Annotated in this window: 18 protein-coding genes; 6 read left to right on the plus strand and 12 right to left on the minus strand. The window is 60.4% G+C overall.

The window, feature by feature from the left end:
* Nucleotides 1-2 precede the first annotated feature (2 nt).
* The 4 genes from ABIA71_RS06625 to ABIA71_RS06640 form a co-directional block, all read right to left on the minus strand.
* Entirely contained in the window at nt 3-1,301 is a 1,299-nt protein-coding gene (locus ABIA71_RS06625) for an ATP-binding protein (RefSeq protein ID WP_354284123.1), read from the minus strand.
* Entirely contained in the window at nt 1,298-3,403 is a 2,106-nt protein-coding gene (locus tag ABIA71_RS06630) for a tellurite resistance TerB family protein (protein WP_354284125.1), read from the minus strand. The genes ABIA71_RS06625 and ABIA71_RS06630 overlap by 4 nt, the downstream gene beginning before the upstream one ends.
* A gap of 1,374 nt (nt 3,404-4,777) precedes the next feature.
* Nucleotides 4,778-5,518: a nucleotidyl transferase AbiEii/AbiGii toxin family protein gene (locus ABIA71_RS06635; protein WP_313422859.1), complete on the minus strand. Its 741-nt coding sequence runs from the start codon at nt 5,516-5,518 to the stop codon at nt 4,778-4,780.
* Nucleotides 5,511-5,714 carry a hypothetical protein gene (locus tag ABIA71_RS06640; RefSeq protein WP_313422860.1) on the minus strand — a complete coding sequence of 68 codons (204 nt, stop codon included), beginning with the start codon at nt 5,712-5,714 and terminating at the stop codon, nt 5,511-5,513. The genes ABIA71_RS06635 and ABIA71_RS06640 overlap by 8 nt, the downstream gene beginning before the upstream one ends.
* A 405-nt stretch (nt 5,715-6,119) precedes the next feature.
* Between ABIA71_RS06640 and ABIA71_RS06645 the strand changes: the two genes are divergently transcribed.
* On the plus strand, nt 6,120-6,260 hold the full coding sequence (locus tag ABIA71_RS06645) for a hypothetical protein (RefSeq protein ID WP_354284127.1): 141 nt from the start codon (nt 6,120-6,122) through the stop codon (nt 6,258-6,260).
* A gap of 55 nt (nt 6,261-6,315) precedes the next feature.
* Here ABIA71_RS06645 and traD read toward each other — a convergent pair whose 3' ends face one another.
* Nucleotides 6,316-6,627, minus strand: a complete 312-nt coding sequence (traD, locus tag ABIA71_RS06650) for a conjugal transfer protein TraD (protein ID WP_313423073.1) — start codon at nt 6,625-6,627, stop codon at nt 6,316-6,318.
* 260 nt (nt 6,628-6,887) lie between these two features.
* Between traD and ABIA71_RS06655 the strand changes: the two genes are divergently transcribed.
* Together ABIA71_RS06655 and ABIA71_RS06660 are read left to right on the plus strand one after the other, a co-directional pair.
* The gene (locus tag ABIA71_RS06655; protein WP_354284129.1) at nt 6,888-8,435 is read left to right on the plus strand and encodes a MobA/MobL family protein; all 1,548 of its coding nucleotides are present in this window, start codon (nt 6,888-6,890) and stop codon (nt 8,433-8,435) included.
* A gap of 794 nt (nt 8,436-9,229) precedes the next feature.
* The gene (locus tag ABIA71_RS06660; protein ID WP_354284131.1) at nt 9,230-9,700 is read left to right on the plus strand and encodes a hypothetical protein; all 471 of its coding nucleotides are present in this window, start codon (nt 9,230-9,232) and stop codon (nt 9,698-9,700) included.
* A gap of 710 nt (nt 9,701-10,410) precedes the next feature.
* On the opposite strand, the gene ABIA71_RS06665 is transcribed toward ABIA71_RS06660, so the two are convergent.
* From ABIA71_RS06665 to ABIA71_RS06680, 4 genes are all read right to left on the minus strand, one after another.
* Nucleotides 10,411-11,913, minus strand: coding sequence for a DUF1254 domain-containing protein (locus ABIA71_RS06665; protein ID WP_354284133.1), 1,503 nt, complete (start codon nt 11,911-11,913; stop codon nt 10,411-10,413).
* Between the two features lie 48 nt (nt 11,914-11,961).
* Nucleotides 11,962-13,401: a DUF1254 domain-containing protein gene (locus tag ABIA71_RS06670; protein WP_354284135.1), complete on the minus strand. Its 1,440-nt coding sequence runs from the start codon at nt 13,399-13,401 to the stop codon at nt 11,962-11,964.
* 294 nt (nt 13,402-13,695) lie between these two features.
* A complete protein-coding gene (locus ABIA71_RS06675; RefSeq protein WP_128097854.1) occupies nt 13,696-14,343 on the minus strand; it encodes a hypothetical protein in 648 nt (215 codons plus the stop codon).
* Nucleotides 14,344-14,575: 232 nt separating this feature from the next.
* Nucleotides 14,576-15,310 carry a helix-turn-helix domain-containing protein gene (locus ABIA71_RS06680; RefSeq protein WP_354284137.1) on the minus strand — a complete coding sequence of 245 codons (735 nt, stop codon included), beginning with the start codon at nt 15,308-15,310 and terminating at the stop codon, nt 14,576-14,578.
* Here ABIA71_RS06680 and ABIA71_RS06685 point away from each other — a divergent pair.
* Together ABIA71_RS06685 and ABIA71_RS06690 are read left to right on the plus strand one after the other, a co-directional pair.
* Entirely contained in the window at nt 15,261-16,151 is an 891-nt protein-coding gene (locus tag ABIA71_RS06685) for a DMT family transporter (protein WP_354284139.1), read from the plus strand. The two genes, ABIA71_RS06680 and ABIA71_RS06685, sit on opposite strands and share 50 nt — an antisense overlap.
* A gap of 432 nt (nt 16,152-16,583) precedes the next feature.
* Nucleotides 16,584-16,931, plus strand: a complete 348-nt coding sequence (locus tag ABIA71_RS06690) for a hypothetical protein (RefSeq protein WP_354284141.1) — start codon at nt 16,584-16,586, stop codon at nt 16,929-16,931.
* 37 nt (nt 16,932-16,968) lie between these two features.
* Here the strand turns inward: ABIA71_RS06690 and ABIA71_RS06695 are convergent, their stop codons facing one another.
* Together ABIA71_RS06695 and ABIA71_RS06700 are read right to left on the minus strand one after the other, a co-directional pair.
* Nucleotides 16,969-17,163 (minus strand): hypothetical protein, encoded by a 195-nt coding sequence (locus tag ABIA71_RS06695; protein WP_128097850.1) that lies wholly within the window; start codon nt 17,161-17,163, stop codon nt 16,969-16,971.
* Nucleotides 17,164-17,239: 76 nt separating this feature from the next.
* Complete coding sequence (locus ABIA71_RS06700) at nt 17,240-17,758, minus strand: H-NS family nucleoid-associated regulatory protein (RefSeq protein WP_354284143.1); 519 nt, start codon at nt 17,756-17,758, stop codon at nt 17,240-17,242.
* A gap of 85 nt (nt 17,759-17,843) precedes the next feature.
* On the opposite strand from ABIA71_RS06700, the gene ABIA71_RS06705 reads away from it, so the two are divergent.
* Nucleotides 17,844-18,056, plus strand: coding sequence for a hypothetical protein (locus tag ABIA71_RS06705; protein WP_354284145.1), 213 nt, complete (start codon nt 17,844-17,846; stop codon nt 18,054-18,056).
* Between the two features lie 27 nt (nt 18,057-18,083).
* Here the strand turns inward: ABIA71_RS06705 and ABIA71_RS06710 are convergent, their stop codons facing one another.
* Nucleotides 18,084-19,049 (minus strand): AraC family transcriptional regulator, encoded by a 966-nt coding sequence (locus ABIA71_RS06710; protein WP_354284147.1) that lies wholly within the window; start codon nt 19,047-19,049, stop codon nt 18,084-18,086.
* Between the last annotated feature and the right edge of the window lie 51 nt (nt 19,050-19,100).

The raw sequence follows: 19,100 nt of genomic DNA on the forward strand, positions 1-19,100 counted from the left end.
GCTCACAGCTTGAAAGAGGTCAGTTCGTCATCTTCGACCACATCAAGGTCGCCCTGGCCGCCAAGGTCAGGTTTGACCTCGACCGCACCGATCAAGGACTGCCAGTTGGTGCCAGGATTTTGCTCAAGCACAGCAAGCAGATTGATGAAGGCGGTGATGGTGGTCCGAGGGGTGCGGAAGAAGTTGTCGCCGATGCGGTTGGCGCAATGCTCCATGAACTGATGAACGGCCTCGTCAGGAAGGAGATACTTGGCCTGGTCGCCACCGGCATAGACGTGGCGGATCTTGGTCAAAAGAACGTAGAAGTCTTCTGCAGTAAGGCTGGAGAGGCGGACCACAGGTCCGCTGAAGTCCACCAGGCCGTTTGTGGCGAAGGTGTTCTGTGCGAGTCGGCTTTGCAGTGCTTGGTAGCTGTAGACGCCGCGGCGGGTGTCCATAAGGAAATCGGGTGTCCCTCCAAGAACGAAACCCAAACCAACCGCCGTTCCCTGGAGCGAGTCGTTGAGCATGCGCAGAAGCTGCTCGTAGTTGGAGTTTCGGGCCTGAGCGTTGGCCAGCTTGTACAGGTTGACCAACTCATCTAGGCATACGAGCAACCCGCTATAGCCGGCGAGGTGGATGAACCTGCCCATGAGCTTGAGCTGGTCATAGACGGACGCGTCGTCAACGATTGTGCGGACGCCTAGCGCGGCCTTGGCATCCGTACGGGTCGTGAATTCACCACGAAGCCAGCGGATGGCATCGGATTTCAACTGTTCATTGCCTTCCTCGAACCCGCGCCAGTAAGCCGCAATGACGTCAGCAAAATCGTAGCCGTTGACCAGCTCCGTCAGTTGCTCCAGCTTGGCGCGGATGACTTGTTCGGTAGGGACATCTTTTGCCTTAGATTCGGACTTTGCAGTAGCGATGAACTTCTCTACCACTGCGGGCAATGCGCCGCCTTCGGGCTTGGTTCGCGTCGCCTGATTCCGCATCAGCTCCGCATATAGCGAACGCGCTTGCCCTCCCGATGCATGAAGCCTGCGATCCGGGTTCAGGTCCGCGCTGGCTACGACAAGTTTTCGCTCCATGGCAATGGCGCGAACCAGGTTGAGGAAGAACGTCTTGCCGGAGCCGTATTCTCCGATCACTAGGCGGAAGGAGGATCCACCATCGGCGAGCCGGTCGATGTCGCCGACCAGCGTCTCCACCTCGCGGGCGCGGCCAACTTGGATCAGGTGCTGTCCCGCGCGGGGGACAACGCCAGCGCGAAGAGACTGGACGACCGCGTCGCGGTCTTTGGTTCGAATAGGGCTACTCATTGCTCGATCTTCTCAATGAACTCGGGATTGACCTCCAACGGATCGTCTCCGTCGGAGAAGGGGATGTCATAGGCGTCGAAGGAGGCATCATTGATCTGCTCCAGCGCACCATCCAGCATCAACTCAAGGTCTGCAGCGCCGTCCTCGAGCTCGGCACGCGTCCAGCTCGGGCGAGACAGCATCAGTCGGAGCAATGCGCTGTGAGACTCATCCAGGCCTAGTAGGCCGTCGCTGACTTCAGGCCTTTCCTCCACAGATGCAGAGGGAACATCTTCGTGGCTAGAGTTGGGCTCGTCCTCCGTGAAGATGTTCGCAAGGAGGGCGGACACTTTGGCCGTGTCGCGCTGCAGCGCGGCGATGCGCTCTGGATCCAGCTGGAACGAGGCGGAAGGGGTGGACTGGGGCTGGGTTTTGCCCGATCTCGGGGCATGGATGTCGCTGAAGACCCGCTTAGGTTCGACACCCAAGGCCTTGTAGACCTTCTCCAGAAAGCGCACCTCCTCCGGCGACACCATTCCGTCCACTTGGGCGAGAGTGGCCATGGAAGCCGCAATGGTCTCTTTGGTGGCACTGTCCAGCGGGTCGAGCTTTTTCCGCAGTGATGGCAGGGAAATGGGCGACGCGACAAGCAAGTCGAGGTGGGCACGCAGTCGTCCGTGATCTGCCACGCTAAGGTGAGACCAGCCGTCGATTTCTAGGGAGAGATGCGCCAGCTCATGCGCGCTGAAGGAACCGTCCGACTGGGCGACCGCCGAGGCGAGCTGCAAGGTAAGGATGGCTGTTTGATACGCCGCGGCGTCTGTTTTGTGCGACTGACCCGGTAGGAGCGCAAAGATCACGATCGGATCGGCTTCAGACGGAGCACGTGCTCCCTCCAAGACATTTGGCTCCATCCCGACATTCACGCTTTCCAAGACCCGGGCGAGATCGCGAAGCCTTTCCCTGCCAAGAGGGCCGAGGCTTGGGCCGAACCGAGCGCTCAGCTCTGCCAACTGGATCGTCATGTTGCCTGCTTGGACGTCCTCTGCAATTGAACGGAGGATGTTCCTTTGGCTCTCAGGCCAAATGCTGGGCGGCAGCAAGAGCAACGCTTCCAGCGCATTCTTTGAATCGGAAGATCTGCCAACCAATCGGCTGTAGGGTCCGAGCTCGTCTGTACACTGCTGAACAACCTCGAGCAGGCCCTTCAGTGGGGCACGAAGGGCCGTGACGTCAGGAACGTCTCCGAACGTCTTGGGCTTGAGGGAGGCGCCATACAGGGCGGGCGAAGCTGGTTGCCGTGCGAACTTGAGCTTGGTGCGGTTCTTGGGAAGCACCATGCCGCTGCCAAACAGCTCGTGATACCGCTCTACAAACAGGCGATCGAACTCATCGGCGCACCGGACTGCCGCGGTTCGCAGCGAAACCTCCGGGTTTAGGCGAATCCAGGCCAGAGCCAGTGGAGCAGGGACGGGGGCCCGGTCAAGCGAACACTGGCCCAGCGCCAAGCGGACGTAGAAGGGGAGCTCGTAGGAGCGATCAAACGGGGGAATTGGCTTTGAGTAGAGCTTATCTTCGACCGAATCCAGCTCCATCCAGTCCAACAAGCTGTTGGTGTATCCACGGATAGGACCGTAGATCTCTCCATAGGCGGAGCCCAGCTTTCGGAGGGCCTGCTTGATAGCTGGCCAGTCCTTTCTCGACTCTGGATCGGTTACCGAGTCGAGCAGGACGCGGCGCTCCAGGCCGAAGAAGTAGAGGCGGACATAGTTGATTGAGCAATTGCTGTCGCTTCGGTCCGATGCCAACCAGGTCAGGTAGGCCCGCCGCTCGCTGGGCGACAGCTGAGCGTAAGCCAGCCAGTAGTTGGTGGAGCCCCTGTAATCGCCATATGGAGCGACGGCCAAGACGCTGTTGACAAGGCTGGGCTCGGTGTCGCCATTGGGGGAGTCGAGCTTGACGCCCGTGTAGAAGAGGCCGCCTCGAATGGCTATGCCCCCGATCTCGACCGTCTCATCGGCGCCCAGCCATCGTGTCTTCGCCCAGCCTTCCGGCGGGCGAGGGACGGTGAACTCCTTTGAGGGAGTGTCAGAAGCGATGACGACGCGATGCAACTCTTCCATTCCGGTAGCGGGTCCCGTTGCTGAGGGCAATGGTGGAGGGACAGCTCTGGCGATGGCAGGCGGCGCCTGCTGACCTTGAGACGGTCCGCGATCATCGTGAGCGCTGGTCCTCAGTTCCGTTTCAACTTGGGTGGGGTCGCTGTAGGAAGCTCCGTGCTCGGCAATATGTGCTTTCACTTCCTTCAAGTTTCCGTGCCGGCTTGCGCCAGTCGCCTGGGCCCCATGGGCCGTCAAAGCTGCTGCGAGCCTTTGAGCTGCGTCCGACGCTGCGGGAATTTGGACCTGCACCTGTTCCGTAAAGTTCTGGGCAGCCTTTCCTGCAGCAGAGCGCTCGGCTACGGCCTTCATTGCCTCTGCCAGATTTCCAGCTTTCTTACGGGGGGCGGAATGAGTGGAGGTCTCCAGGCTCAGATTGCTTGGCTCTTGCTGTGAGACCGAGAAGTCCGGGCCTAGGGTGGGCTCATCGGCCATGGCAAGGGCGGCCCTGGTAAGAACCCTCGGGGACGTCCCCGCGTCCGGAGGCGAAAGGGCCATTTCAATTGTGCTTGGCCCACCGACGGCCGACCCGTGCGAAACCGGTCCGGGCACTTGAGACGGTGATCCACCCGAGCCTGAAGAGTGGGAGGCGGGCGGGCCAGAAGCTCTCAATGGCTCGACAGGAGCAATGGCTGCCTCGTCGCGGATGGGCGTCGGCCGCCTGACTGGCTCCTTGGGCATCGCCTTGGGCGCTGAAGATTGGATGAGCTCTGCCAGCGTGGGTTCTGGCACCGGCGCTGGTGCCGGGGCGACCTTCCTCTCAGCCCGCCATTTGAGCCAGATCCAGAGGACTAATCCTATGGGTGTGGCGATCCCGAGACCGATCCAAATCTCCTTTGGAATCAGCCAAATAACGACCAATACACCGACGATCCAGCCGGCGGCGGATTGCTTCCTTTTTCTCGCCACGTGGCCCCCTGCCTACGGCGCTTCCTTGAAGGCCATAATAACGCCAGAGGCGGAGCCGATGCCCGGCTTGCTTTCCACGGTAAGGCAGGCCGAGCCGCCTCATCTCCAGCGCGTTTGGTCCGAGAGGCGATTCTTGGAGGTCGCTGAATGCGAGCTCAGACTCTTCACGGAGCTGGACCGAAATCTCTACAGGGACTGATCTGACTCGGGAAGTCTCTGACCTGATTTGCCAATCGCAGCCCCCATCGATCTTGGCTCATGCGGGAAGAACGCAGGATTTCCGCCAGTTTGCGTCCCATTGGTCAAAAGGAGATAGAGGAGGCGCGCGCCAAAACGACAAACGTCGGCTGCCGCTGCGTCGCGCGTGCACAACGTGAAGTGAACGCAAGACAGGACGACGTCAACACAGTCTTGCTGCTGATTTGGCGGTCAACGTACCCGGGGTCGTGCCTGGGCAGTTGATTGACTCTCCAGTGCAAGGGTTGGATTCGTCGCCAACTGTTGGCTTAACGCATCCATGATGATGCCCGGCGAAACGTCTTGAGCCTGCATTTGTTCGAGGCATTGCGTGAGATAGTTCTGATCAGAAACTCTCTCGACGGCCCTTGAGAACGAGTCGATCATATGATTGCCATAAGCGCCGAGAGCTTTGTCCCAAGCATCCTTTGGGATCAGACCCCACTGATTGATCATCATGGCAAGGTCGATGATGTCTCTGTTCAATGTCGACCGGTCAGCCCAGCGATCAGCGTTGGCTAAGAGCTTCTCTGCATACATGTCGGCACGGCAGAGTGTTGGGACGCCGAACATGCCCGACATTACGCCTGAAATTTGTATCCGGCCTTCGCTGACAATTTCAAATTTTATGGGTATGCCGTCTACTTCCAAGACAGTGCGGATGCCGTATCGATCGGCACGTACCTGGCGAAGTTGCTTGATGGAATCCCCGATAAGCGGCCCGAGATCGGTGTAGCCGATGGTGTTCCGTAGCAATCGGTATCCATCGATAGACGCGCACAGGAAGTCCACATCAACGGACTCTCTGTACTCTCCGATAGAAAGTGCAATCGCCGTGCCGCCACCGAAGTAGCACTCTGCATCCAGAAACAAGTCACTATTTAGGGCTCGAAGCACCTTTTCAATTCTTTGATGGTGTGCTCGCTTAAACATTCAGCACGCCAAACCCGAACGTGTTAACCAGCCGATCAATCAGAGCTTTCTCATCGGCAGAAATATTCTGCTGGTCAACGTAATGCCAATTGCGCTCATAGAGCGCAAGGGCGTCAACCTCCTCAATGGTCCCATCCGGACGCCGGTTCCAGGAAAGGGAGCGTAGCTGAGGGTAGTGAGCAATTTTGATCTTCATGGGTGCTAACCTTTCGCGGCTCGTTTACCACACTACATTTCATGGTGCAAGATGTCAATTTCTTCAGCAAGCCGGTCACGTGTCCAACCATAGCCCAGCCTCAAATAATTCAGCTAGGGCGTATGGCATCCTCGAGACTGGCGTGCCGGTCGCGCGCGTGGTGATCGGCCCTTTGGATCAGCCTGGCCACGCAAAGGCAGGATCCACTGTGATCAGGTCCCCATTTGCAAGGGATGACGGGCAACTGAATGCGCGCCTAGATGGGAGGCTTGGTGTTGCTCAGCCCGGAAATGTGAATGCATTGTGGGACCGTCAGTTTGGGGCTGTTTCGCACACTTGTCTCGCCGCCGTTTCGAGCGCAGCTTATGGCCGTCACCAGCCGGTGACTGACCTGGAGAGAGGAACATGGCCAACAACGAGAAAACCAGTCCGAAGGCAGCGACCGCAGCCAGCAAGGTCTTGAAGAGCGGCACCACAGGCAAGAACTCCAAAACCGCCGCTGGCTCGGCTCTCAGTCAGGCCCCGGACAAGGGCAAGAAGAAGTAACCATCAGGCTGGCCGTCCATCCTGGGCGGCCAGCACCTGGATCAGATCAAACGCGTCAATGTGGAGCAGCGGAGTCTTGCAGCTTCGCCTTGCCGACGACGCGGGCATCCTTTCGGATCTCATCATCTGTGCGGCTCTGCTGGTGGATCAAAAGCGCGCCCAAGAGTTCTGCGTCATCCAATGTTTCTGCAGCAGCCAAGTAAACTAGCGCTGCGACACGCCGGCGGCGCCGCGCTTCTTCTTGACGCTGGGCTTGCTTGGCTTTGCTTGCTTGACGTTGTGATGCCAACAGCTCGCGCGCCTGAAGCTGGGCGAGCCGCTCTGTGGCCCTCTGGATGCGCTCATGGTATTGATTGGTTGCGGTCATGGTGAATTCCTTCATGAGGTTGAAACCAGTCAACCAAAGAAGTTGGTGTCGTCAAGATCGCTAGCATCTGAAAATGTACAAACGTGCAACGCTCAATGAGCGCTCAAAAAACATGCTTAAAAGAACAATGCAAGAGCGCACTTAGGTGTAACTCTGTTACACGTGCGCAAAGGGCTTCGCCCCTTGAACCCCAAGCGGTTTCCCGCTTGCGAAGAGAAAAAACAAAAGCATAAAGACTCCGACCAATCACGGAGTTCTCAATGGCTATCTACCACACCAGCGTCAAAACCTTCAGCCGTGCGCGAGGCCAGTCCGCCGTCGCGGCGGCCGCCTATCGCGGCGGTCTGCGGCTTAAAGACTTTCAGACAGGACAAGTGCACGACTATCAGCGCCGCAGTGGTGTCGTCGCAAGCAGGTGCGTGGTGCCTCCAGGAGCGCCACCATGGGCCTTGATTCCAGGCGAACTCTGGCCCGCGGTCGAAGCAGCTGAGCGTCGCAAAGACGCCACGATTGCACGCGAGTTCGAAGTGTCGCTGCCACACGAGCTCGATGCCGAACAGCGCAGTGAACTCGCGTGGGCGATAGCGGAGGTGTTGGTGGAGCGCTATGGATTTGCCGTCCAAGCCAGCATCCATGCGCCCGCAATACCGGACGGCCTGAACCACCACGTACACATCCTTGCCAGCACGGGCCGAATCACTGAGCAAGGCTTTTGTGACAAGACCAAGGAGCTGGACGGCGGGCCCACGGGCAGGATTGAGGTGGAGTGGGTTCGCGAGGCGGTGGCGTCCACGATCAACTCACATCTGGAGGCGGCTGGCATCCGGTCCCGCGTTGACCACCGCAGCTTGGAAGAGCAGTCTCAGATGGCCTTGTTGGAGGGGGATCCACTTCGGGCAACGCTGCTATCCAGGGAGCCTACGCGTCACCAAGGAAAGGTCGCTACGGCGCTTGCCAGGAAAGGCCAGGCCACCCACGTTGAAGAGACCAACCTATCGATTCAGCAGGAAAACGAGGAAGAATTCGAATCGCTGATCCAAGACGCTGTGGCGGAGGGGCGGGCCATTGGACTTCCTCCCACGCACGATCACCGGGCTGCACTCGCTGAGCGAGCCAAGCAGAAGTCTGACGCGCCGGTTCTCGTGGTCGGCGATCTCAAGATTGAGGGAGTGATGGGCATCCGGCTGCCTCCCATTGAGAACGGGGTGTGGGGCCCCGAGCGCCCCCCGAGGCATTGGAGCTGCCTTGAGTGGATTGATGTTGCACTGAGAGACCTCTGGGAGATTACCCAAGCCCGCGCGGACTTGGCTTTGGGCGTTGTTCGGGAGTGGCTCGCGGGTGTGCGCCGTCACGTGGTCCGCTTTGGTGACACCGTCCAGGCACGCCCGTTGGTCGCATCGGTTGCGGTCAAGATCCGCACGCTCAAGCAGGCGTTGCTGAGAAGGGGGCGGAGGGAGAGCGCGGTCCGGCGAGCAGACCGGCTTCACCACATGGCGCAGCAGCAGTGGGAGGGCTTCAACGCGGACCACCCACGAGAAGGGAGCCAGTGGTCGCCCAAGGAATGGGCCAAACGCCGAGGGAGGCGTCTGGCTGTGCTCGAGATGCGGTCAATCGAGTTGGCTAAGGCCCAAGAGAGGGCGACTCAGCCTGCGCTGGACGCCGCCGAAAGAGATATTCTTCAACAAGCGTCGGAGTTGGCTCAGTCTTGCGGTGAGTTGCCCGCATTCGTGGCGCCATCGGTGCGCAGGGTCCCGGAAGTGCCTAGGCCTGGTCCGGCATCGCGTCCGTCGGGCCCGCCGAGTCGATAAAGCAAGTGGCCCCGCAGTTGCGGGGCCACTTGCTACTCAGTGCAGACCAGGCCGTCTGCCCAGCTTTGGCTTTGGACCGGGCATTGGTGTGTTGATCCTGCTGCTCCGCCACTGCTCCATCGATTCTGGCATTTCCGGTGGTGGGAGTGAGCGGTCAACGGGCATGCTCAGTGACCTGCCGGCTGCGGGCGGGGGATTGAAACCCACTGGGGGCGTAGTCGGTCCCCACTGCCTCATCAGTTCGGCGGCGACATCCAAAGCATGCCGAATGTCTGCCTCGCGATCGTCCATGTCCCGACTTGGGGTCTGAAACATGAGAGCGCTGAGTAATTGGCTAGCGATGTGGAGCTGTGTGTCGTGGTGCATAGAGCCTTCCTTTTCGTTAGTGGACGGCCCCATCCAAGCACCCATACCCATAGGCGCCAAATTAAAAATGAGAGAAATTTCACATATCTGAACTTCCAATTCGACCTTAGATCTCCGCCTTAGACGTATCTCCGCACCCGCTGCCATCGGGGGCCTCGGTTGGCTAATTTGCTAGCCGACCGCTCCTCCATCGGGGGAGGCCTGGTCACCCGGGGAAGCAGTACCAACCGTACCTTGGACTGGCTATGATCGAGGAAACATCCCAAGGAAACCTGCCAAAGAGGCTTTCTGCAACGGAGAGAATTGGTTAGATCGGTGGTGATCCGATCCCACTCTCTCCGCCAGACTCTTGCAGCGCATTGCTTGTAAAGTAAATCAACTGAGTTGGATGGTTTGGAAGGCGGGAAGCATGTCGAGGAAACACTCGCATGCGTATCTCCCGTCATTTGAGCTGCATATCGACCTGTCGCTCGTCCTTTGTCCAGCGCCTCCCCACTGACCCTCAGGCCGTGCTCGACTGCCGGCTGATCAAACGAACCCGTCGTACCAAGGCGTTGAGCGTGGCGCGTCTGTGTGCGGTCCTCCTGTCCTGCGGCTATGCTCGGCTCTTTGCACAGTTGAGGGATCAACGAGTGGGCAAGCTCGCCAAACTGGTCGCGGAACTACCCATCGCTCGCCTGACGATGCTTTCGATGATGTCAGGTAGATGCTTTCGTTTTGATGGCGTGGGACTCATCATTGCTGCTGCCAGTGCAACTTCAGCTATTGGCTGCGTTTCTGTGCCGGAAGCAATGAGCCAGGCTTCCGGACTACATGGTACCGGTACCGCTGAATTCGACCGAAGTAGTCGAGATCGGAAGAGAACTGAAGGTTTATCCCAACCCGGCAGAGGATCCTGAGTGGAGCAGTACGGTCGCGATGCGGCATCCTGAAGATCAATTGCGCCCAGTTGTACAGCAGTCATGTCAAGGTAAAACGGGGGCGGGCGCAATAGAAAATTCCGCTCGTTGATCGGGCTTTGTCGTTGTGGCCTGGCGGCTAATGGCTATGAAGTCCTCCGCCCATATCGTGTCGGTAATCCTCATCCCAAGTCATGCAGCATCAGAGCCCCTTCAATGAAGCTTCCGATTCAATCAAATAGCGCATGCCCTTGGAGTATTCCGTTTCGCGTGGGATCGATTGTCATCCTCATTGCGTTAGCTGTGTCCGTCTCAGGGTGCAGTTCCTCGAGCCCCTAAAGAAGGAGCCGAGATCACTCACTCGACAACTAGGCATGCCCAGCTGTCGAGCATCTGTTCCGCTGCTTCCAAATGACGCCTTGAATATAGGGCGTCGATGGGAGCTCTATCCCAATCTCTAAGAAGATCCAAAGTGGACAGGCATGATCGCTGGCATGCAGCGTGGCGACGAACTTCGTTCGTTCCACTGCACGTCGGGTCACGCCTATTCCTACGTGGTTATCCGGAGTGGGCGGGTCATAGCTCAGTATGTTCTGCCAATGCTGGACTGACTTGGTCCGCTCGCGGGTCCTTCGCCCAATGCGTCCCCATTGACCTTCAGGCCGGTCTCGACTGTATGCCAGGTTCTGGTGAGAGAGCTGAGGGCGCAGCTATTGCCCATCGCCGCCTTGCATCCTGGTCACAGCGGGGGTTTGCCAGTGGCCATCCAGCAACGCCGGCTTGGGACGGTAGTAGCGCATGAACATCACGAACGGCCCGCTGGGTGCCGGCAGCCAGTTGGCCTGCTTGTCCTTCCCGGGTGGCTGGGCTTGGATGTAAATCGTCAAACCGCCGTCCGCATCTTTCTTCAAGCCCGGCAGCATGGGCGAGTTGATGAGATAGCGGTTGATCGGATTCTTGACCAACAACTGCTGCGGCAAGCCATACATTGTGACCGACCAGAACGCGTCCACGGGCGGCAATTGGTCCTTGGCGAAGCGCAGCGTGTACGCGCCTTTGCTGCCGTCCAGGGGCTGGCCGTCCGAATCCTTGTCCAGAATCGGATACATCGCCTCTTCGCGGGAGTTCGCGCCGATGCCTACCTGGGTGCCAGTGGCACGGGCGACGTAGTCATTCTTCAGGAAGTCCCGATTGCCGAACAGGGCATCGGTCTTTCCTCCCAGCGACGCGCGCTTGTCATCGATCTGCTTCTGCCCCTCGGCCATGCCTTCCTTGAGCGCGGCCTGCATTGGTGGCGGCAGGCGGGTGGCATCAAATGGCTTGCCCGGCTCGATGCCCAACTGGGCAAAACGTGCACGCAGGGCGGACTCACTGGGATGCGGGGGCTGCGCGAACTGCAGCAGGAACGCCAGCTGGTTGAAGAACTCGAGGGACGTCCTGTCCTGCGCCGGTGGCGTTGGCTTGATCCAGTCGATGGCAGGGGCCGGTGGCGGCGCTGGCGTCCCTGCGAACGCTGACAAGGGCTGCACCTTGTAGCCGGCTTGTATCTTTTTCACGTTCTCCAGGTCGGCAGCGTTGAACAGCTGTGTGCGTCCGACCACGCTGACCAGATCGGTTTCAGACCGGATCACCTTGGTGATGCCTTTGGGCGCCTCGCCCTTCCACCCGGGCCCGGCAATAAGAAAGCTGCCGCCGTCATTCCCGGTTGCGCGGCTGCCGATGTAATCAAAGTTGAACGTGTAGAGATCCATCAACTGGAAAACGAAGTAGCGGTCCTTCGCCATCTTCGGCACGGTGATGACGACCGGCTCCGCGCGCAGATCCAGCATGGCGAACGAATAGGGTGTGTCCGAGTTGGGCGTGACGAACGCGGTGTCGTCCGGGGTGAACACCCGGGCGATGTTCAGGATGGCGTTGAACGGACCCTTGTACTGCGGGTTGGACGTATCAACGTTGAACGCATAGACGGTCTTGTAGGTGTCCACCATCGGGACGCCGTAGACATAAGCGTCCCTGGCCGTCGCCTTGGCCTCTTCCAGCGCTGAGGCGTCTGCCGGCGCTTGCGCGGCTGGAGCCGGTTGGCTCGCGGTGGTGGCCGTATCCTTTTCCTTGTCGGTCGATGCTCGCTCGCTACAGGCGCTGAGTGTCATGCAGCCGGCAAGGGCAAGGAGCATCCCGATCCCCGAAGCGGATGGAATTCGATGGTCGTGCATGCGGTCTCTCCCTGGTGGTCTGGTTCGCCGACGTATGTCGTGCGGGAATCAAGGCGTGTCTGTGTCAACCGGCTGCAAAGGAGGCAGATTCCACTTGCCTTCGATGGCAGCAGGGCTCGGACCGTACACGCGTCCCACCGCGCTGTAGGGACCGGCCGGGGCAGGCAGCCAATTGCTTTCCTTTTCCCTGCCAGGCGAAACGTGGCCGACATACAGGGTCAGCCCGCCATCGGCGTCATACTTGAGGCCGGGGGTCCGGTCGCCAATGGAATAGCGCTTCAGTTCGTTGGCGTAGAGGAAGCGGTCCGGCAGGGTGTAAAGCGTGACTGACCAGAAGAACCTGGCCGGGGGCAGGGCCTCCTTGCTGAAATGGATCATTGACGCCTTGTGGCCGTCACCCACGTAGCCGCCATACCACGCCTCATCGATGGAGTTCCCATAGAGACCCTTCTCGGCCGCGATGGCGCGCGTGAGGTAGTTGTTTTCAAGGAACTCGCGCGAGCCGAACAGGCCGTTGGACGAGAGCATCGTCTTGGCCTTCTCGGACATTTCCGCCTTGGCATCTGCCACGCCTGCATCGATCGCCGCCAACCGCGCTGGGGGCAATGTCTTGGCGTCGAACGGAAGCCCGGGGCCGATGCCAATTGTTGCGAACCGCTGCATTAGCGCGGTCTCACTTGGATGCGGCGGTTGCGTGAACTGAAGCAGGAAGTTGAGGTAGCCGATGAAGTCGTGCGAATGGACTTTGTCAGCATCATATGGGGGGAACCGAATCTCCGGTGCTGCCGGCGGAGACGGGGTGCCCAGATAGGCGCTGAGCGGCTGAAGCTTCATCCCCGCCTGCACTTTCTTGACGTTGGCGATGTCGTCGGGGCCGTTCAGCGCTATGCGCGTGAGGGTCATCACCAGGGCAGTTTCGGAGGGAAACACCTTCTTGATGCCTTTCGGTGTTTCACCCTTCCAGCCGGGACCGGTAATCAAGTAGCTGGCGGCGTCGTTCCCGGTGGCACGCGACCCGATGTAGGCGAAGTTGTATGTGAACAGGTCGACCCACTGTTGGACGTAGTAGCGTCCCTCGGGCACCTTGGGAACGGTGACCACCCAGGGTTCAGTGCGAAGGTCCAACCAGGCCCAGGAATAGGGCGTGTCGTTGTTGGGGGTCACTACGTCATGGTTGTCGGGCGTATAGAGCTGCGAGTAGTGCCTGAATTTTCCGAAGCCACCGACGTACTCCGGAGCAGTGGGCGAGGCCACCTGCTTGTAGAGCGTGTTGTAGTTCTCGAGCATCGCAAATGCGTAGATGTAGGCATCCTTGGCGATTGCTCGCGCCTCCTCCTGCTCGCGGTCGTTGGCTGTCGCTTGGGCTGCTTGTATGTCAGTAACCGCAGCGGGTTTCGCGCGATCCGGCTCGCCCTCCTGCCGCTGGCATGCTGGAAGCAGCATCACCATTGTCACCAGACGCAGCGGACCGCAAGACATGGGGCGCATGGACTGAGCTCGCTGGGGCGGGGCGGGGTGAATGGAGGTCCGACTCGCAGGCACAACCGGCATCGCTGGGCCCAGGCCATGCACTACGTTCGTGCGTGCAGAGGTATGAGAAGTTCTAACCTCACTGTGGTCTCTCTGCCACACAGGTGACAAGAGCGTATCCACTGTCTCCCGCTCAGTATTTCTACTGACATGGAGGCTTGGCCTCGATGGCATGCGCCTTTCTGGAGGCGCAGGGGGCGCCTGGTGCTCACCGGGTTAGTAGTAAAGACCCGCCAGTGACTGCGATGGCCGTCAGCCTGCAGCCTTGGATTCCAGCTGAGCGGTCAACAAGCGGGTCAAATTGCGTCGCGCAAAGTAACCCTGCAGTTGTCGCGCTTTGATGGTTCTTGCCTTCAGTCGAGCGTGGCCATCTGCGCGATGCTCAATGCCGTAGCAGCGCGAAGCCCCACACAACTCTGCCTGGCTCGCGGTGACCGTCACCACGGTCACTTCCAGGCTGGTGAAGGCGGTCTCGGCGGCGATGTCCGGGTTCTCCGTGCTGGCGCGCTCGATCAGGGTCCGGAATCGCCCCAGGTCACGTTCGCCGCCACTACTGAGCGCCCCCACGTTGGTCGCACGGCGCACATCATCATCGTCCCCGGGAGCAGCGTGGCTCCATCTCTCTGTGCGTTCGGGAATGACCGCGCGCACGACCTTGCCGGCAGGGTCGATCAGATCGATAACCACATCTAGCAGGTATACCGGTTCCAGCCCCAGGTTGGTCACGAAACAGTGCGCATCCAGGTCCTTGCCCGCGCCCGACGTGATCAGGATGGAAGGTCGCTGCTGCCGGCGGTAGCTGCGCAGGAAGAAACTCAGGTAGACGACCCAGATCAGCGCCGTCACGCAGGTCATGGCGGCGGTTATCAGGGGCGCGAAATGAAGCAGGTTCTGAAGCACGTTCTGGTTGATCCCATGGGTCGACGCATGTAGGCACGCTGCCGGTCATATTCGCCCTTGAACCGCTTGCACCCCGTGAAGCGCCCGGCTCCCGCGGGCCTGGCTCCCCGCAATCCATGACCGGGTCGATCTCGACGGGGCGGTCTCTACTTACTTGAAGTTGGAGTGGCTCTCCCGTCCGTCTCGATCGCGATGCAGCAGGCGTGGGAAACAAGTAAGACCCGCCCGCGCCTTACGTATGCTCGATCAACATAATGGCGGTGGTGCCGGCTTCGAGCGCTTCGAACATGTGGGGCTGGTCCGCTGAGTAGCTCGCGTAGTCGCCTGCGGACAGTTCGACGGGGTGGTCGGTCGGCCCCAACTGGGCTCGCCCGCGACACAGCACGACGTGTTCAATCGTGCCGGGCGGATGCGGTTCAGACAGGCGAGGCGCGCCAGGCTCGACCGCGAGCCGATAGAGATCACGCTGCACACCAATTGGACAGACCGCCAGCAGGGTGGCCGCGTAGTGGGCCTGCTCCGACGCCACCGTGGCACCTTCATTGGCGCGGATGACCTGGACGCGGGTTTTAGGTTGGGCGATCAACCGGGTTACCTGGACGTCCAGTGCCATCGCCAAGGTCCAGAGCGTCTCCAGGCTCGGGTTTCCGACACCCGCCTCAAGCTGCGACAAGGTGGATTTGGCGATGCCAGCTCGCTTGGCCAACTCGGAAATGGACAGGCCCATGCGCTCACGCTCCCGTCTGAGCGACGCGGACAGCAGGCCGATGGGCGAGGGCGGGGCAACTGGGGAAGAAGAGGGCATTTCGTTCTCTATCGGAAACGATTGTTCGGTTTGACGAAAGGCGTCGTTATGCACATCATATCGTCCAAACGTTTGATATGTCGAACGACCTGCCTTTCTAAAGGACCTGCCAATGAACATCCGGACTCGGGGAATCCTGGAGATGACCACAGCGATGGTCATCTCCGGCACGGTTGGCTGGTTCGTGCTCGAAACCCGGATGCCGCCTGCTTCCGTCGTGTTCTGGCGCTGCGCTTTCGGAGCGGGCGCCATGCTGTTGGTTTGTGCTGGCTTGGGTCTGTTGCGCCGGGGCGTATTGAATCGACGGCAGGCTGGACTGGCAGCGGCAGGCGGCGTCGCGTTGATCGTCAACTGGATCCTGCTGTTTTCCGCCTACGCGCATGCGTCCATCGCGGTGGCCACCGTGACCTATCACACCCAGCCCTTCATGCTGGTCGCCATTGGCGCGCTGTTCTTCGGCGAAATGCCGACGGCGAACAAGATCGGGTGGCTGAGTGTGGCCTTCGGCGGGGTTGTGCTCATCGTCATCGGTGGCCAGCAGGCGGGCTCGGATGCGCCGGGCTACCTGTCCGGCATCGGCCTGGCGCTGGCGGCTGCGTTCTTCTATGCCATCGCCGCGGCCATAACCAAGCGTCTCAAGGAGGTGCCACCGCACGTGATCGTCGCCATCCAGATGATGGTGGGCAGCGTGCTGCTGGTGCCGTTTGCGACCTGGCCCGATGGTGCGCCTTCGCCGCATGCCTGGGGGCTATTGATGGCGATCGGTTTCGTCCACACCGGCCTGATGTCCACACTGCTCTATGGTGCGATCCAGAAGATACCGACCGCGCTGGTGGGTGTTCTCTCGTTCGTCTATCCGATCGTCGCCATCATTGTCGATGCCTGGGCGTACGGCCACGTGCTGGGCGCGATACAGGTCGTCGGAGCCGTTGCGATCTTGGCCGCCGTGGCAGGAATGAATTTCGGGTGGACGCTTTTCCGGCGCGAACGCAGTAGCCCATAGCCTGGGCTGGAACCTCGGGACGCCACTAAAAAGGCCGCCATCGAGGCTCTTGTCGCGTTATTGAAGCCGAAAGCCAAGGTCCATGGCGCGTTCGGACCTGGCCCGTTGGTATCGGACCACATCGGAGAAGCCGCCTCCTCCATCACCACTAGCCACCCTGCCTCGACGTTCAGCGAAGTTTTTTGGTGCGCCTTTGGTTGTGATGCGGAAAGCGTGCCGAGGCGACTAGCGTATGCGCCTCCCTCACCCTTTGAGTCGGTCCGAGACCGGTCGTTGGTCTTTCGTCCAGCGTGTTCCTGTCGGCCTTCATGCCGTGCTCGACTGCCGGCGGATCACGATATGAAAAAATTCTCATTGCGCGAGGCGTGAGGGCCGGATATATAAAAAGGCAGCGCTGATACCAATTGGATTGCAAGATGGAAGCCCGCAGCAATGAGCTTTGACATCATTATTTTGAAGCCTACAGATCTGAGTGAAAACGATCTGTCTGCGGTTGAGGATGTGCTGGATATTGGATCCCCTGAGGCCGTGATCACATTTCTGGAGCGTGTGTTCCCTGGATGCGCCCACGGTGCATTTTTGGATGGTGAGCGCTACGTGCTCGAGTCTGCTCAGAATGGAGATCCAGTGACCACCATCCACCTGACTCTCAGATACGGCCGAGCCTGGTCTGAGGCGGCCTGTTCTGATTTCATGGACCTGCTCTCGAGGCTCTGCGAATTGCTCCAGTCAGTCGCTTTTGCGGTCTCCGATAACTCACGGATGGCACCTCGCTGCTAAGGATAGAGAATCGCGCCATCTGATCGCCAGCCTGGATTCACTTGGCCGCAATGGATGCCTGGAGCGCCGCAGCCAACGCGGCGTCGCCATTGACCAACTCGGTCCACTGCAGTTCCACTCCCTTTCTCCGCCCCTTCAGCACGAGCTTGAGCCCGCTCGGGTCGATCGTCAGTGTGTACGTATCGTCGCCGACCTGCAGTTCTCTACGGATCGCTTTGTCGAGCGGGGTCATGTCCAGCTCCTGCTTGAAGGGGTGGTCGGGACGAAGGCGCTGGCGTTGGAGAACGCCTGCGATTTTGCCGCCGCACTCAGGCCGGGTAGGCGGGGAATCGCTCGCCGGGGTGGTGCTTCTTCCATTCGGTATGGGCGACGGTTCCTTCCCAGGCGAGGAACGCTGCGGGTGGGCGTCCACGTCCAGACCACGTTTCACCACTGAAGGGGAGCCAGAATCGGGGTGCCAGGGCTTCCTTTTGAGCCTTGGGGACCTTGGGAACCTTAGGGGCCTTGGCCTGTTTAGGCGCCTTCGGGCGAGCGCTCGCGCCGACCGCTTCGCGGATCCTGCGCTGCTGCGCTGGGCTGAAATCCTCGAAGTAAGCGTCCAGCAGCAGGCCTACGCGCTTGTAGGCTTCCTTGGTCGCTGCACGGAGAAGTGCCTTTTCAGTTGCTGTTCCCGGCAGGATCGCGCTGGCAGGGACGTCCAGTGGTGATGCGGAGGGGGTGTTCGAGGGCTGGCGGGGCATGGGGGTCGCGTTGAGTGCAGAGCTGGCGCCCACGATACCAAATAGCGGGTCGATCACTTCTGATGGGTCTTGCTGGGCATCGCACACCGTTCCCGATCCGGTGACAGGATCACAGTCAGCCGGCGTTGCCTCCGTATCGCTCCCTGCGACGCCCCGCATTCACTCTACGCCCATGACGAAAGCAGACATCGGAAAGGCGCGCTGGGCGCGCGCACGGGCGGCCGCGTTGTGGCAGCAGGCCGACGCACTGGACCTGCAACGCGGTGGCGACTGGCGGGCGAGGGCGAGTCGACGCACTACCGCCGATCGCCTTCGAACAGAGGCGGCGCGCTTCGATGCGATCGCCAACCGACTGCAGCCCGTTGACGACGCTCAGGCGGCTTAAGCAACTGACCCCAAAAAAACGGACCCCCTATGGCGAGGCCAGGGCGCGCCCGCGCCGGGTCGCGCCAGGCGAGTGCCCCATGACGCGCTTGAAGGCACGACTGAACGCGGCCTGCGACGCGTAGCCCAGGCGCTCCGCCACTACCTCGATGGACAGGCTTTGGTGGGTCAACCATTGGCTGGCCAACTGCATGCGCAGCTCGGTCACGTACCGTAGGGGCGCGGTTCCAATGACGGTCTGGAACCGGTCTGCAAAGACAGAGCGTGAGATGTTGGATTCTGCCGCCAGCGCGTCGACGGTCCAGTCACGCCCAGGGTCTTTATGTAACGCAAGCAACGACAGCGATAGACGTGGGTCGCGCAGGGCCATGACCAGGCCGGATGCGCCGTCGCAACCGCGCTCGACCCAGTCACGAACAATCATGGCGGCCACTGCATCTGCCAGCCGGGCGAGTATGCCTGCATAGCCGATACGGCCGGAGCACACCTCGCGCTTCATCGCGTCGACCATCGGCAACAGCCCGGGGAACTGCGTGGCGTTGCCATCGCACACCATCACCGCCGGCATCACCTTGCTCAACCCTTGCATGCCGCCCAGATCGAACACCATGCAGCCGTGGAAGAGCACGGCGCTTGGCACGGCGTGTGTGCTTGGGCAGGTGTCTATGCCGCTCACCGCGTCACCCAGCGGGGCGGCGTCTATCGTTTCCAGGCACTGGACGGGATGGTCGTCGCCCGACAGCAACGCGTGTTCGTCTCCGCGGGGAAGAAGCACGACATCCCCGGCGGAGAGCAGGTGCTGGCTGCCGTCTGCGCCGCGAAGAATCGCCGTGCCCACGGCTAGGTAATGGAAGTAGGCATGCCCTGGCTTCGGGGGAAACCCAAGCCCAAAGGTCGGCCCGGTCTGAATGCGCCGGTATTGAACGCCATGCAGCCGCATGCCGGTCAGCAGCTCGCTGATCAGATCGGTGGGCTGGGGTGGGGCGTAGCTCATTGAGACGATCCGGGGTTTCGATCAAAAATGCAGGATGGACAATCATAGATC

The organism is Stenotrophomonas sp. 2619 (genome assembly GCF_040548725.1).
Classification (GTDB): Bacteria; Pseudomonadota; Gammaproteobacteria; order Xanthomonadales; family Xanthomonadaceae; genus Stenotrophomonas; species Stenotrophomonas maltophilia_AP.